Below are 13819 nucleotides of genomic sequence, written 5' to 3'. Positions count from 1 at the left end.
CTCCTCCGGCACGATGGTATTGCCGAGCGATTTGGACATCTTGTTGCCCTTCTCGTCCAGCGTGAACCCGTGCGTGACCACGTTGCGGTAGGGCGCGCGACCGATCGTGCCACAGGCCTGCAACATCGAAGAGTGGAACCATCCGCGGTGCTGGTCGGTGCCCTCCATGTAGACATCGGCGATGCCCTCGGGCGCACCATCCTCGCGATCGCGCAGAACGAATGCGTGGGTCGAGCCCGAGTCGAACCACACGTCCAGAACGTCGAACACTTGGTCATAATCGTCAGGGTTGACGATGCCGTCCAGCACCTGCTGTTTGAACCCGTCGGTGTACCAGACATCGGCACCGTGTTCTTCGAACGCGGCCTTGATGCGGGCATTCACTTCCGCGTTGCGCAGCAGATAATCCGGGTCGGTGGGCAGAGCGCCTTTCTTGGTGAAACACGTGAGCGGCACGCCCCAGGCACGCTGGCGCGAGAGAACCCAGTCGGGGCGTGCCTCGATCATCGAATACAGGCGGTTGCGGCCCGACGGCGGCGTCCATTTCACCAGTTCGTCGATCGAGCGCAGGGCGCGTTCGCGGATGGTGTCGCCCATCTGGTTCATGCCGTCGTCCAGCTTGCGGTCGACGGACACGAACCATTGCGGTGTGTTGCGATAGATGATCGGCGCCTTGGACCGCCACGAATGCGGATAGCTGTGCTTGATCTTGCCACGCGCCAGCAGCCCGCCGACCTCGGCCAGCTTGTCGATCACGGCCTTGTTCGCGTCGCCCTCGCCGCCCTTGCGCGACAGGATGTACTTGCCGCCGAAAAACGGCATGTCAGCGCGGAAGCTGCCATCGTCCATCACGTTGTAGGTGATGACCTGCTCGAGCATGCCCAGATCGCGGTACAGCTCGAATTCCTCCATCCCGTGCGAGGGCGCGCAATGGACGAAGCCGGTGCCTTCTGTATCGGTCACGAAATCGGCCGCGCGGAAATCGCGGATGTCGTCCCATTCGCCGTTAGACCCTTCGGCCCCTGCCAGCGGGTGCTGCAGCTGAATCTTGGCCAGATCGTCCTGCGTGACGTCACACAGGCGTCGGTACATGGTGTCGTCCAGTCGCGCGCGCGCGAACACGTCGGCGGCCAAGTTGTCGGCCAGCAGGTACCGGTCACCGATCCGAGCCCAGCATTCCTCGGGGCGGCCGGTCACTTCGTACAGCCCGTACGAGATATCCTTGCCATAGACCACGGCCTTGTTCGACGGCATGGTCCAGGGCGTCGTGGTCCAGATCACAACATAGGCGTTGTCCAGCGTGGTGTCGCCGGTGTTCACCACCTTGAACTTCACCCAGATGGTGAAGCTTTCCTTGTCGTGATACTCGACCTCGGCCTCGGCCAGAGCGGTCTTCTCGATCGGCGACCACATCACCGGTTTCGAGCCTTGATACAGCGTACCGTTCATCAGGAACTTCATGAACTCGTCCGCGATCACCGCCTCGGCGTGATAGTCCATGGTGACGTAGGGATCGGCCCAGTTGCCGGTGATGCCCAGGCGCTTGAACTCTTCGCGCTGTATATCGATCCAGCCTTCGGCGAACTTGCGGCATTCCTGGCGGAAGTCGATGACCGGAACCTCGTCCTTGTTCTTGCCCTTCTTGCGGTACTGTTCCTCGATCTTCCATTCGATCGGCAGGCCGTGGCAGTCCCAGCCGGGCACATAGCGCGCGTCAAAGCCCATCATCTGATGCGACCGCACGATCATGTCCTTGATCGTCTTGTTGAGCGCGTGGCCGATATGCAGGTGCCCGTTGGCATATGGCGGGCCGTCATGCAGGATGAACGGCTTGCGCCCCGGCTTTTCGCGCAGTCGGTCATAGACGCCGATCTTCTCCCATCGGTCCAGCCATGCGGGCTCGCGCTTGGGCAGGCCGGCGCGCATGGGGAATTCGGTTCGGGGCAGGTTCAGCGTGTCTTTATAGTCGGGTGTCTGGGTCGTGTCGGCGCACATGGAGAGGCGTCCCTTGGATGATCTTGGCGTGTTTGGATCGAAGCGGTCGGTGCGATGAACTCAAGCACCTTTGCCCGGCGTCTCGGAAACTCAGAGCGCCGGGGAAATAATTCGAATGATAATGGCCAAAACGTCTTGCATGGCCGGGCTTATAGGCCGGTTGTGCCTATTGGTCCAGAGCTTCCGGCCCCTGCGGCGAATGGCGCAGCTTGGCCCAGCGGTTCAGCCAAGCCAAACCCGCCAGCGCCAGCCCCAAAGCCAGCAACGAAAACACCCGGATCAGGCCGCCCAAGCCTGAGATGTCGATCAGGAACACCTTGGCCACCGCCAGCCCGATCACCGCCAGCCCGGCCTTGCGCATCAGGTTCGAACCGCGGGCCAACGACTGATAGAACAGCGCCGCGCCGATCACCAGCAGCGCGAGCGTGTAGGTATAAAGCTCGGGCTGGGACACGCCGTTGCCTTCATACATTCCTGCCGCACCCTGCCAGAAATGCCGGATGGTCAGGCCCAGCCACAAGGCACCCAGCGCGATGGACACCCCCTGGCAGACCAGCCGCAACTGGGCCGGCATCGTGGGGATTCGCCACGCGAACAGACCGATGACAAGGGCCGGCAGCAAATAGGCAATGGCAAGCGTGTTCACGATCGGAGGTCCCAGAACAGGATCTGCGCCAAAACGCAAAACAGGGTTGGCCACTGTCGCAGCCAGCGCCAGCCACAACAGGCCATGCGCGGCGAAAAACACGCCCAATGCGACCCGCACCCAGTTCAATCGCCCGCCCAGCGCAAACCGCTGCACCTGCGCGAATGCCAACAGCAGCCAAATGGCCGACAGCAGGCCCAGCCCCCAATGGCTGTCGTCGGCACCGCCCTCGCCCAGCCCTTCCAACCAGCGCAGCAGCAGCAGCGACACCAGAACGCCGCCCGTCGCCCAAGCCGCGCTGTCTAACATGACCTTGGCGACAGGTCGGTCCAGCGGGCGCAGCATCCACCATGCGGCGACATAGCCTGCAACCGCAGTTCCATAGACCAGAGCCATTTCCGGAACCGGCGCATCGAGCGCCCAGCCCAGACCCGGGTTCAGGATCAGCCGGAACGTGACGGTGACGACTCCGGCCCAGATGAACCAGCTCATCGGCGGCAGGGCAAACCGCCGGTCCAGCGCCGCCGCCGCGATGATCGTGACCACGAATGCGATGGTCAGCGCCGCCGAGCTGAGCACGATCACGCAGCCGAAGGTCAGGCAGGACAGGGCCGACAGCGTGGCCAAAGCCGGACGCATCCGGGCCTTAACATCCACACGCGCAAAGCGCTCGGCCAGCACCACCATCAGCGCCGCAAGCGCGACCGCATGCAGGGCCCAGGGGTAGGCTCCGATAACGCTGGCCGGGCGCCAGCCAAGCTCAAGCGCGATGGCCAGCGCCGGGGCGTACAGCGCGGCGGCACCGGCCCAGACCAGCGGGTACCGCCCACCCCGGAACGACCGCCATGCCGCCAGAACAGAGATCACCGCGCCCAGCGCAACCAGCCACGTCGCGGCCAACGGAAAATCGACTTCGGGCGTTTCGGAGTAGGTCTGCCAGAACCCACGCGCCACCGCGCCGCCATCAAACCCGTGCGTGAACACGAAACCACCCAGCCCCAGGGCAGGCAGCGCGGTCATGTCCTGCAGGGCCGGTGCGTCCTTGGCCCAGATCAGCAGGGCGAACGTCAGGACTGCCAGCAGGATCACACCCAGCCAGAACTCACCGCTCGTATCCGCCCATTGCAACACCAGAATGGCCGAGCTTGCCAGCACCGCCCCAAAGGCCAGACGCGTCGGAAATTCGGGCCACGGACCACTGGCTTTTCTGACAAATATTTCGCTGAACATCGCGCCGTCATGATCGGGCCAGATCCGGCGCACGGGAATGGCAATGGCGATCACGGCAACGGCGGCCACGTAGATGAGGAAAGCCGGTTCTGTGATCGGCGAACCAGCCACAAGCAAAAGGCCCGCCAAATAGGCTCCTATCAGCGACAGCACCGACACCCAGGCCCAACGCTGCACCGTGTCGATCCCAAGCCCAAGCCCGGTGATCACGAAGAAATATCCATACAGCCAGGAAGGGTCGGCCGACTCTCCACCTACGACGAATGGCGCGGCAAAGGCGCCGATCAACCCGATCGCCGCCAGCAGTGGGCCGTGGAACCAGCCCAGAACCAGCCCGACAAGGGCGATGGCGATCATGCCCGCCAAAGCCGCCTCGGGGCCGATCAGGTCATAGAGCTGGCGCGCCGCCAGCACACCGCCGAACAGCGTGACCAGCCCCGCGCCTGCAAATACCGAAGGCAGGTAGGCGGTGGCCGACGACTCGTCATCGCCGTATCGGCGCCGCACGACTTCACCCGCCACGATCAGCAGCGCGCCGAAGCCCAAGGCCGCCACCACGCGCGCGGTGGGCGGCAGCAACCCGTTCTCGACCCCGTATTGCACCAGAAATATCCCCGCCAGCGCCAGCGACAGGGCGGATACGGCATAGAACCAGTTCTCGCGGAGCCACGCGCCTAGATCGTCGAAGCGCTCGGCGCGGAACACGACTGCGGCCGGAGGGGATGCGGTCTCGGCAACAGTTGCCGATTTTTCAGGCTCGGGCTGTTGATCCGGCGTGGGTGGGCTTTCCTGTTTCGGCGGGCCCCAAGGGGCCGGTCGGGGTTTTGGCTTCAACGCTTCTGCTGGCGCGGGCGGCGTCTGCGCGGGCCGCGCCATGTCGGGCTGCGGCTCGACACCCAACCTGATCTCCAACTGCTCGACCCGCCGCCGCAGTCGGGCATGGCCGACCAGCAAGACGACAATAGATACCGGCATCGCCAAAACGACCAAGCCAACAAGAACAAGCAGAGATTCCAAACCGCACCTCCGGGCAAATCTGCATTATAGGCTATCCTGTGCAGGCGCGGTAAGACAGTCGGGAAATCCCAAATGGTTTCAGCCTGTTGTGGTCTGACGCCAGTAATCTAAGGATGGAACAGAGACCCGACGAGATAGGCAATTGCCGCCGCTGCTCCACCAATCGCCAGCGTCTCAAGCCCCGAGCGCCACCAGGGTGCCAGCGACCACCGGCTTTTCATCGCGCCGATGGCAAAGAACACGCCCAGCGTCATCAGGACCGAGGCTGAAAACGCGCCCTCGACACCCAACAAGAACGGCACGAGCGGAACCATACCGGCCACGACAAAGGCCGCGAACGTGGCTGCGGCGGCCTTGAGCGGATGCGGATCGACGCTGCCCAACCCGTACTCGCCCTCGATCATCAGGTTGATCCACGTGTCACGATCGGCAGTGATCGCATCGGTTGCCTGTTCGAGCACCCGGCCCGACAGGCCCTTGCGGGACAGAATTTCCAGCACCTCGCCGCGCTCGCCGTCGGGGTAGAGGCGGATGTGGCGCTCTTCGATGGCGCGGATCCGTCGGATATTGTCCAGCTCGGCCTTGGTCCCCGAGTAATTCCCAGCAGCCATCGAGAATCCGTCGGCCAGCACGTTGGCCAAGCCCAAGGCCACGATGACGAAGGGCGACAGCCCGGCCCCGGCTACGCCCGCCACGATGGCCAGCGTGGTCACCGATCCGTCGATCCCGCCATAGACCACGTCGCGCAGGAACCCGCGCCCGGGTGGGGCGTCGATCCGGTCTGCGATTTCCTGTTGGCTGTGGCCGTGATCCGCCATGGCTGGTCTCCCTTCCGGAAGATTTTGCCCTGAGTAGCGGCCCGTTGGCTTTGCGGCAGATCAACCCTTGGAAAACAGCCCGCCCAGCGCGCGCGAGACCATGCCGCGGGTCGACGGCCTGTGCCGGCCCGAGAAGGGCAGCGGACGGCAGACCTCCATCGCGGCCACGCCGACGCGGGCGCTGAGGGCGCCGTTGACCAGCCCTTCGCCAAAGCGGCGCGACAGCTTGCTGAGGACTGACCCGCCCAGAACCGGTTCAAGCAGATCGTCTCCCACGGCAACCGCACCGGTGGCCACCAGGTGAACAAACACCGCACGGGTCAACCGCCAGCCCCCCAGAAACCCGGCCCGCCCGCCATATATCTCGGCAATCCGGCGGATCATCCGCAGCGAGGCAAGAAGCGCCGTCGCAACATCGGCCAGCGCCAGCGGAACCAGCGCCGTCACGGTCGCGACCTGGCGCGCGGCGGCCTCGACTTCGCGGCTGGCGGCGGCGTCCAGCGGGGCCAGCAATTCATCCTCGACCAGTCCCAGCAGGCTCGAGGCGTCGAACTGATCCTCGATCCGTTCGGCCAGGCGGTCGCGGCCCCAGCGCGTATCCTCGCGCCCGCGATAGAACGTGATCAGGCGCTGGGTCACGGCCCGGGCCTGCGCCAGATCAGCATCGGCCAGCGCGGCATCGGCGGCGCGGCGCATCCCGTCCACCCGCGACAGCCGGCCCAGCGCGGCCAGTTCGCGCAGGGCGATCAGCAGAGCCACTAGCACCAGCGCGCAGATCAGGCCGGTCACGATCCAGCCCAGCACCGGCACGCTGGCGATCAACGAGGTAGCAAAATTCCAGGCAGCGACAGAGACCGCCGCCCCCACGACCGCAACCGCCAGCCCCCAGAACCACCGCCCAAGAACCGACGGCTTGCGCGCGGCCAGCCGGGCCGCGGCCTGCATCGCCTGCCCTTGGGGCGGCGCGATGTCCGGCACCGGCGCGGCCTTTGTCACGTCGGCGGCCGGGGCATCCTCGTCAAGCTCGATCAGAACCGGACCCTTGGCCATGCATTACTCCTTCCGTCGCCAGACGAACCGAATGTCCGGCAGCTGTTCATCATTGTCGGCCCCGTCGCTGCGGGCCACTTCGACAAAGCCGTGCCGTTCGTAGAACCGGCGCGCGCCCGTATTGGCCTGAAAAGCAAACAGCACCAGTTCGCTGCGACCTGCCTTGGCGCTGTCTAGCAGTTGTGCGCCGATCCCCTGGTTTCGCGCGGCGGGGCTCAGGTACAGGCAATGAACCTCGGTCCCGTCCACGGCTAGAAAGCCTGCGACCTTGCCGCCCTGTTCGGCAACCGTGACCCATCCATTGTCGATCATCCGCCCGCAAAAGGCGATGGCTTCGGCCCCGGAATGCAGCTCGGGCATCCAGTCGTTTTCGTGTGCAAAGCCGTGCAGGATCTCTCCGATCGCCCCGGCATCGAGGCTGCGCGCGGGCCTGAGGGTAACGGTCACAGCCGGTCTCCGATCAGGAACTGCGCAGCGCGGTCCAGCCGGATATGCGGCGGGCCGTCGCCGGGGCGCAGCGACAGATGCGCCGGGGCAAAGGTCATGAACCCGTAATCCTCGCCCAACCAAGTGTCGGCCCCCTTGCGCGCGGGGCCCAGCAGATGGGCGGGGTCTTCGGGCAGCTCTCCGGGATAGAAGGCCGCCTGCTTGCCGGTGTCCAACGTACCGCGCACGCAGGGCAGTTCGACGCCGTTGTGGGTGCGGATTTCTTCGGTCGTCACGCGCAGCGCGGCGATGGACATGGCAGCGGTCTCGGCCCCGGCGAACCTGGCGCGGTCGCGCGCCTCGCGCGTCAGAGCCTCCATGATCGCGGTCAGGCGCGGGTGCTGCAGGTGGTGCAGGTGATCGGCCTTGGTGGCAGCGAACAGGATGCGTTCGACCCGCTTGCCCAGCAGCATCTGGCTGAGCCACGCATTGCGGCCGGGCCGGAAGGCAGACAGGATATCACCCATGGCGCGGCGCATGTCCTCGACCGCCTGCGGCCCCTTGTGGATCGCGCCCAGCGCATCCACCAACACCACCTGCCGGTCGATCCGGGCGAAATGATCCCGGAAAAAGGGCTTCACGACCTGCGATTTGTAGGCCTCGAACCGGCGCTCCATCTCGCGATGCAAGCTGCGGCGGCGCGAGGCGCCATCGACCGGCAAAGGCGCAAAGGTCAGCACCGGCGACCCGGCCAGATCACCCGGCAGCAGGAACCGGCCCGGCGTACAGTCATAGAAACCCGCATCCCGCGCGGCAGTCAGATAGTCGGCAAAGCCCCGCGCCAGGGCCTGCGCGGTGGGTTCATCATGGGGGTCGGCCGGGTCAACAGATTTGATCTGGGCCAGGAAATCGGCGGCGGCCGGACGCTGCGCGATCCGCTCCAACGTTTCGCGCGACCAGTCGTCATAGGATTTTTCGAGCAGGGCCAGATCCAGCAGCCACTCGCCGGGATAGTCGACGATGTCCAGATGCACGGTGCGCGGCCCCTGCAGGCCGGCCAGCAGCCCGGCGGGGCGGGCCTTGAACGACAGACGCAGCTCGGACACGGCGCGGGTGCTGTCGGGCCAGTGGGGCTGCGGCCCGGTCAGAGCCGACAGGTGCGATTCATAGTCGAACCGGGGCACGGTGTCGTCGGGCTGCGGCTGCAGGTAGGCGGCGTTGATGCGCCCCTCCTGCTGAGCGACCAGGCCGGGCATCCGCCCCCTGTCCAGCAGGTTGGCCACCAGCGACGTGATAAACACCGTCTTGCCCGACCGCGCCAGCCCGGTGACGCCCAGCCGCACGACCGGTTCGAAAAACGTCTCGGACACGCGGTCACCGACGGATTCGACGCCGCGCACAAGACTGTCTGCCAGTGATGAGATGACCAAACCGCCGCCCCGCATTTCTTGTTTGTCCCAAGATAGGTAGCCGCTGCCCCGGTTGCCAGCGCTTTTGCCGCCTGCCCTTGCCCGGGCGCGTCCGGCAAGGTACCACCAGCCCATGCCCAGATACGCGTTGAAAGTCGAATACCAAGGTGCGCCGTTTGCCGGATGGCAGCGGCAGAAAGAGCTGCCCTCGGTCCAGGGCGCCATCGAGGCGGCTTTGTCGAAACTGCAGCCCGGTGCGCACACGATCGCGGCCGCCGGGCGCACGGATGCGGGCGTTCACGCGCTGGGGCAAGTGGCCCATTGCGACCTGGAAAAGGATTGGGACCCGTTCCGCCTGTCCGAGGCGCTGAACTATCACCTCAAGCCCTTGCCGGTGGCGATTCTCAAGGCCGCGCGGGTGGCGGATGACTGGCATGCGCGGTTTTCGGCCATCGAGCGGCAATACCTGTTCCGCATCCTGATCCGCCGTGCACCCGCGACCCATGACAAGGGCCAGGTCTGGCAGATCGGGCATCCGCTGGATGTCGCCGCGATGCAGGCCGGGGCCGACATGCTGATCGGGCGGCACGACTTCACCACCTTCCGGTCCTCGATCTGCCAGGCGGCCAGCCCGGTCAAGACGCTGGACGAGCTGCGCGTCGAACAGGTTCAGGGCTTTTCCGGCCCCGAAGTGCATTTCCATGTCCGTGCCCGGTCCTTCCTGCACAACCAGGTACGCAGTTTCGTCGGCACGCTTGAACGGGTCGGCGCGGGCGCCTGGACCCCGCAGGACGTGCGCGATGCGCTCGAGGCCGCCGACCGCGCGGCCTGCGGGCCGGTCTGCCCGCCGCAAGGTTTGTACTTGGCGCGGGTGGGCTACCCCGATCCTATTTTCGACTGACGTCAGAGCGCGCGCAGCAGCAATCCGCCCGCGATCACCGCGATCAGCAGCCCGGCCACCAGTTCGATCGTGGGCGCCAACACGGCCGCAAACCGCGTGGCCGAGGCCGAGGCCAGCAACCCGCCCCGCAACCCGAACGACGTCCAACCAACCAGGGTGGTAACGGTCGCGGTGCCCAGCGCCATGGCAAAGGCCCCGGCGATACCGACCATCGCGATGCCCATCTGCCAGGTCAGGATCAGCACGAACAAAGCTCCGGTACAGGGTCGCGCGGCGATGCCTGCGATCAGAATCAGCGCCTCGCGCAGGCTGCCGACCTGGGCCACCTCTTCGGCGGTCGGGCCGTGACGATGCCCGCAATCGGAACAGACCTCGCCGTCGTGGTGGTGATGCCCGTGATCATGATGATGGTGATGGTCGTGCGGAGCACTGTCCGCACGGCCGCGCCGGGCGAAACTGCGCAGCGACCGCAGAACAAGCCACAGCCCGATGGCCGCGATTGCGCCATAGCTGACCGGGGCCATGATCTGCTCGGTGGTGCCGACCAGGCTTTCCCGCGACATCTGGAACACCAGAACGCCTGCATAAACCAGAACGATCGCCGTCACGGCCTGCCCCAGCGAGGACAGAACGCTGATCGCCGACAGGCGCAGAAAGGCGACATTGCGGCCCAGCCCGTACCCTCCGATCAGCACCTTGCCATGACCCGGCCCCACCGCATGGAAGAACCCATAGGCAAAACACAAGGCCAGCAGCGTGGCCACGGCCTCGGGCTGTTCGGCCCGCGCGGCCCGCAGGGCACGGGCGATCTGGTTCTGAAATTCCCGCTGCTCGCCCGCGGCCCAAGACGCGAGGCTGTCAAAACCTCCGCTGCCCCAGAACCACAGCAGCAGCGCAATCGCCAGGCTGACCGGCAGGATCAGGTAGCGGGACATGAAACGCGGATCTCGGTGGCAAAGCGTTCACCGACCAGAGGGATGTCGTTCTCCTCGAGGTCATAGTCGGCGTCCAGGGTCAGCAGAAAGGCCTGCATCTGGGCCAGTTCGCCGTCGATATCCGGCTCAAACCTGTCGATCCGGCAGGTTTCAGGCCCGGAAACGGTGACCGGGCGCGTCACCTCGTAGGCGGTATAGAATGTCTCGTCATAGGGTTTGGCCGACAGAGCCTGCGCGGGTACTGGCTCGCCCTCGACCTTGCGCAGATGGGTGGTCACGATTCGACCATCCTCAGTCGTCGCGCGCGGCTCTAGCGGACCAGACAAGGCAACCGGCTTATCGGCTGCCAGGATGACCAGATCGCCGTTGTATCCTTCGACCCATTGCGCGTCGAAGCCAGCAAGGCGCTGTTCTTCCGCCTCGGATAAAACGCCGTCGCCGTCCTGATCCAACCTCATATCCTCGAGCACCAGCAGCGAGTAGAATTCGTCATAAGCCCAAGTGACGCGGACATGGGTCAGGTTGCCCGACTCATCCACGATGAATTCCAACCCGGTGTCGATGAAGACATGCGGGTGCGCCACTGCAGAAAACGGCAGGCAACAGGCGATCACGGCGGGTATCCAGCGCATGAATGCGAAGATAGGGTGCCCGACCGACGCTGGCAACACAGTTCGGCGGTGAGCACGGATTTTGCCGCTCATTTCGGCGGAAACAGGACCAGCGTCTGCAGCGCCGTGCCAATCGGGCCTTGAGTATCGTACAGAACCGACTGCGACATCCCGATGCCGCTGGGCTGCCAGAGTGACACGGAATCCGAGGCGAGCCAGTCAGACACCGGCTCGCGGTGGATCTGCACCGTCAGGTCGGTGTTCATGAACCCCATTTCCGAGGTCGGCGCATTCCAAGAAATGCCATTGCCGCAATCGGCCAGCGGGCACAGCGACTGGATCGGCGAGGGGGTTTCGCCCTGCAACAGAGGCGGGGTGCGCATCCAGATGGTTTTTGGCCCCGCCCCTTGGTTGCCGCCCTTGGGATAAGCCACCTCGGAATGATGGGCAAAGCCGGGCAGGTCATGCCGCATTTCGCCGATGGGAAACGGGCCGTCTTCGATCTGCGACAGGTCGGGGCCTTGGATCGCCACATTCGGCACCGGCCCCAAATCCCGGCGCGCCAGATGCATCGTGGTGGCGGTGGCGCACAGCGTGTCGTCCAAGTCATGCACGGTGACGCGCGTGGTGGCCAGCGTCTTGGTGTGGCGGACGGTCTCGGCGGCAACGCGCAGACCGGACAAAGGCAGCGGGCGCAGCAGATCGACCGTCAGGCGGGTCAGCATCTTGTCGGGACCGACCTCGATCTCGGCCGCGCGCACGATCAGGCCCGCAACCGGGCCGGCATGACAGTGATCGGCCGACCACGGCCCGCGCGCCGGGTCATTGCCGACAATGGCCCCGTCGGGCGCGACCCGAAAATATGCGGTCTCACCCACCACTGGCTGCATCGCCGCGTCCTGCATGTCAGATCTTTTCCTGGGTATGCTTTTTCAGTTCGGCCCGCGCCACCTGACGGCGATGCACCGCATCCGGGCCATCGGCTAGCCGCAGCGTGCGCACATGTGTCCAGGCAGTGGCCAGCGGCGTATCCTGGCTGACGCCTTGCCCGCCAAACATCTGCACCGCCTCGTCGATCACCTTCAGCGCAACACGCGGCGCGACGACCTTGATCTGGCTGATCCACGGGGCAGCCGCGCGCGCATCGCCCTGATCCATGTACCACGCGGCCTTCAGACACAGCAGGCGGGCCATCTCGATCTCCATCCGGCACTCGGCGATGATGTCGAAATTGGCACCCAACTGCGCCAGCTTCTTGCCGAAGGCTTCGCGCTGCAGGGCGCGTTTGCACATCTGCTCCAGCGCCATCTCGGCCTGGCCGATCGCGCGCATGCAGTGATGGATGCGACCGGGCCCGAGGCGCCCCTGTGCGATTTCGAACCCGCGGCCCTCGCCCAGCAGGATGTTCTCGGCCGGCACTCTGACATCGGTGAACCGGATATGCATGTGCCCGTGCGGCGCGTCGTCATGGCCGTACACTTCCATCGGGCGCAGGATCTCGATCCCCGGCGTGTCGGCGGGCACCACGATCATGGACTGGCGCTGGTGCTTGGGCAGGTCGTCGCCGCCGGTCTTGACCATCACGATGTAGACCTTGCAGCGCGGATCGCCCGCGCCGGACGACCACCATTTCTCGCCATTCAGAACATAGTCATCCCCGTCCCGCACGCAGGACATCGAGATATTCGTGGCATCCGACGAGGCTACATCCGGTTCGGTCATCAGATAGGCCGAGCGGATCTCGCCCGCGAGCAGCGGCTTGAGCCACTGCTCTTTCATCTTCTCGGTGCCATAGCGCTCGAACACCTCCATGTTGCCGGTGTCGGGGGCGGAACAGTTAAACACCTCGGCGCCCAGCGGGGTCTTACCCATCTCTTCGGCGAAATAGGCGTACTCGACCGTAGTCAGGCCAAATCCCTTGTCGCTGTCGGTCAGCCAGAAATTCCACAGACCCGCCGCCTTTGCCTTGGCCTTCAACCCCTCCAGGATCTCGGCCTGGCGGTCGGTGTACTGCCAGCGGTCGCCCTTGTTGATCTCGGCCTGGTATTCCTCTTCCAACGGCATGATCTCGTTGCGGATCATGTCGCGGACCCGCTCCAGCAGCGCCCGGTTCTCTTCGCGCAAGACGAATGACATGTTCATGGATGGTCCCTCCCAAATGGCCCGGCGCAGGGCCGAATTTCTGACGCGAGGATGGCGCAGGGGCACTGACCCTGTCCAGCCGGGTGACGGGACGTCACGCGCAATCATTTTTTCAAAGGACTTCGGGACGTTTGGCCCGGATCGAGCGTTTCCCAGGCAATCAGGGTGTCATGATCCAGTTTCCGCCAGCGTCCCTGCAACGCCGCGTCCGGATTTCGCGGGTTTGATCACCGCCTTCGGCTTGGATGAAATGCTGCAGATGTACACAGTTTCCCCGCACATCGCGTACCCGGATCGTCCCTTTCGAGCCGGTCTGTTCATTTTCCCAGCTGCGTTCCTGCCCGACGCTAGGCGTCCCGCCCGACAGCAGTGCCGTCGAGGCCGCGTCCAGAATCTGAAAATCAGCCGGGCTCAGGCCCATTTCGGCAATGATCCGCGACAGAGGTTTGGCCTGCGCCGTGCCGATCAACCCGACCAGAACCGATGTGCAGAAGAGGAAGAAAAACCGGGGCATGCCTTGAAACTCGCTTTCGTCGAAATGGGTCCGGGGCCAAGCCTATACCGCGGGTGCGGTGCGGCCAAGCCCCGGGCGGGGTGCACCTTCAAATAATCCCGAACAAACCTATTGCATCCGTGACG

At 65.0% G+C, this 13819-nt stretch carries 12 protein-coding genes; 1 reads left to right on the top strand and 11 read right to left on the bottom strand.

All coding sequences use genetic code 11. From position 1 onward, the window contains the following. The 6 genes from AC2FM3_RS12015 to AC2FM3_RS11990 all read right to left on the bottom strand — a co-directional run. Positions 1–1995 (bottom strand): isoleucine--tRNA ligase (locus tag AC2FM3_RS12015; protein WP_496682053.1); only part of this gene is annotated, 1995 nt, incomplete at its 3' end. 166 nt (positions 1996–2161) lie between these two features. Then, positions 2162–4846, bottom strand: a complete 2685-nt coding sequence (locus AC2FM3_RS12010) for a DUF2339 domain-containing protein (RefSeq protein ID WP_496682050.1) — start codon at positions 4844–4846, stop codon at positions 2162–2164. Positions 4847–4995: 149 nt separating this feature from the next. Next, positions 4996–5706: a VIT1/CCC1 transporter family protein gene (locus AC2FM3_RS12005; RefSeq protein WP_170539128.1), complete on the bottom strand. Its 711-nt coding sequence runs from the start codon at positions 5704–5706 to the stop codon at positions 4996–4998. A gap of 60 nt (positions 5707–5766) precedes the next feature. Beyond that, positions 5767–6756 carry a YcjF family protein gene (locus AC2FM3_RS12000; RefSeq protein ID WP_496682047.1) on the bottom strand — a complete coding sequence of 330 codons (990 nt, stop codon included), beginning with the start codon at positions 6754–6756 and terminating at the stop codon, positions 5767–5769. A 3-nt stretch (positions 6757–6759) separates the two neighbouring features. After that, positions 6760–7203, bottom strand: coding sequence for a GNAT family N-acetyltransferase (locus tag AC2FM3_RS11995; RefSeq protein ID WP_496682045.1), 444 nt, complete (start codon positions 7201–7203; stop codon positions 6760–6762). Continuing rightward, positions 7200–8612, bottom strand: coding sequence for a YcjX family GTP-binding protein (locus tag AC2FM3_RS11990; RefSeq protein ID WP_496682043.1), 1413 nt, complete (start codon positions 8610–8612; stop codon positions 7200–7202). The genes AC2FM3_RS11995 and AC2FM3_RS11990 overlap by 4 nt, the downstream gene beginning before the upstream one ends. Before the next feature lie 112 nt (positions 8613–8724). Between AC2FM3_RS11990 and truA the strand changes: the two genes are divergently transcribed. Next, on the top strand, positions 8725–9492 hold the full coding sequence (gene truA, locus AC2FM3_RS11985) for a tRNA pseudouridine(38-40) synthase TruA (protein WP_496682040.1): 768 nt from the start codon (positions 8725–8727) through the stop codon (positions 9490–9492). A 2-nt stretch (positions 9493–9494) separates the two neighbouring features. Here truA and AC2FM3_RS11980 read toward each other — a convergent pair whose 3' ends face one another. The 5 genes from AC2FM3_RS11980 to AC2FM3_RS11960 all read right to left on the bottom strand — a co-directional run bounded on the left by AC2FM3_RS11980 (position 9495) and on the right by AC2FM3_RS11960 (position 13694). Continuing rightward, on the bottom strand, positions 9495–10427 hold the full coding sequence (locus tag AC2FM3_RS11980; protein WP_496682037.1) for a nickel/cobalt transporter: 933 nt from the start codon (positions 10425–10427) through the stop codon (positions 9495–9497). Continuing rightward, positions 10412–11059, bottom strand: coding sequence for a DUF1007 family protein (locus AC2FM3_RS11975; RefSeq protein WP_496682035.1), 648 nt, complete (start codon positions 11057–11059; stop codon positions 10412–10414). The genes AC2FM3_RS11980 and AC2FM3_RS11975 overlap by 16 nt, the downstream gene beginning before the upstream one ends. A gap of 68 nt (positions 11060–11127) precedes the next feature. Continuing rightward, entirely contained in the window at positions 11128–11943 is an 816-nt protein-coding gene (locus AC2FM3_RS11970) for a thioesterase family protein (protein WP_496682032.1), read from the bottom strand. Position 11944: 1 nt separating this feature from the next. Then, on the bottom strand, positions 11945–13180 hold the full coding sequence (locus AC2FM3_RS11965; protein WP_496682030.1) for an acyl-CoA dehydrogenase family protein: 1236 nt from the start codon (positions 13178–13180) through the stop codon (positions 11945–11947). A gap of 160 nt (positions 13181–13340) precedes the next feature. Next, the gene (locus AC2FM3_RS11960) at positions 13341–13694 is read right to left on the bottom strand and encodes a hypothetical protein (protein WP_496682028.1); all 354 of its coding nucleotides are present in this window, start codon (positions 13692–13694) and stop codon (positions 13341–13343) included. Positions 13695–13819 lie beyond the last annotated feature (125 nt).

The organism is Ruegeria sp. BHSB172 (genome assembly GCF_059613165.1).
This window is presented reverse-complemented; position numbering and strand designations above follow the sequence as displayed.

What these genes read in the sequence shown, in the direction of transcription:
- AC2FM3_RS12010 (WP_496682050.1), bottom strand. Translation starts at nt 4,846, where the DNA reads ATGCCGGTATCTATTGTCGTCTTGCTGGTCGGCCATGCCCGACTGCGG.
- AC2FM3_RS12005 (WP_170539128.1), bottom strand. Translation starts at nt 5,706, where the DNA reads ATGGCGGATCACGGCCACAGCCAACAGGAAATCGCAGACCGGATCGAC.
- AC2FM3_RS12000 (WP_496682047.1), bottom strand. Translation starts at nt 6,756, where the DNA reads ATGGCCAAGGGTCCGGTTCTGATCGAGCTTGACGAGGATGCCCCGGCC.
- truA (WP_496682040.1), top strand. Translation starts at nt 8,725, where the DNA reads ATGCCCAGATACGCGTTGAAAGTCGAATACCAAGGTGCGCCGTTTGCC.
- AC2FM3_RS11980 (WP_496682037.1), bottom strand. Translation starts at nt 10,427, where the DNA reads ATGTCCCGCTACCTGATCCTGCCGGTCAGCCTGGCGATTGCGCTGCTG.
- AC2FM3_RS11975 (WP_496682035.1), bottom strand. Translation starts at nt 11,059, where the DNA reads ATGCGCTGGATACCCGCCGTGATCGCCTGTTGCCTGCCGTTTTCTGCA.
- AC2FM3_RS11970 (WP_496682032.1), bottom strand. Translation starts at nt 11,943, where the DNA reads ATGCAGGACGCGGCGATGCAGCCAGTGGTGGGTGAGACCGCATATTTT.
- AC2FM3_RS11965 (WP_496682030.1), bottom strand. Translation starts at nt 13,180, where the DNA reads ATGAACATGTCATTCGTCTTGCGCGAAGAGAACCGGGCGCTGCTGGAG.
- AC2FM3_RS11960 (WP_496682028.1), bottom strand. Translation starts at nt 13,694, where the DNA reads ATGCCCCGGTTTTTCTTCCTCTTCTGCACATCGGTTCTGGTCGGGTTG.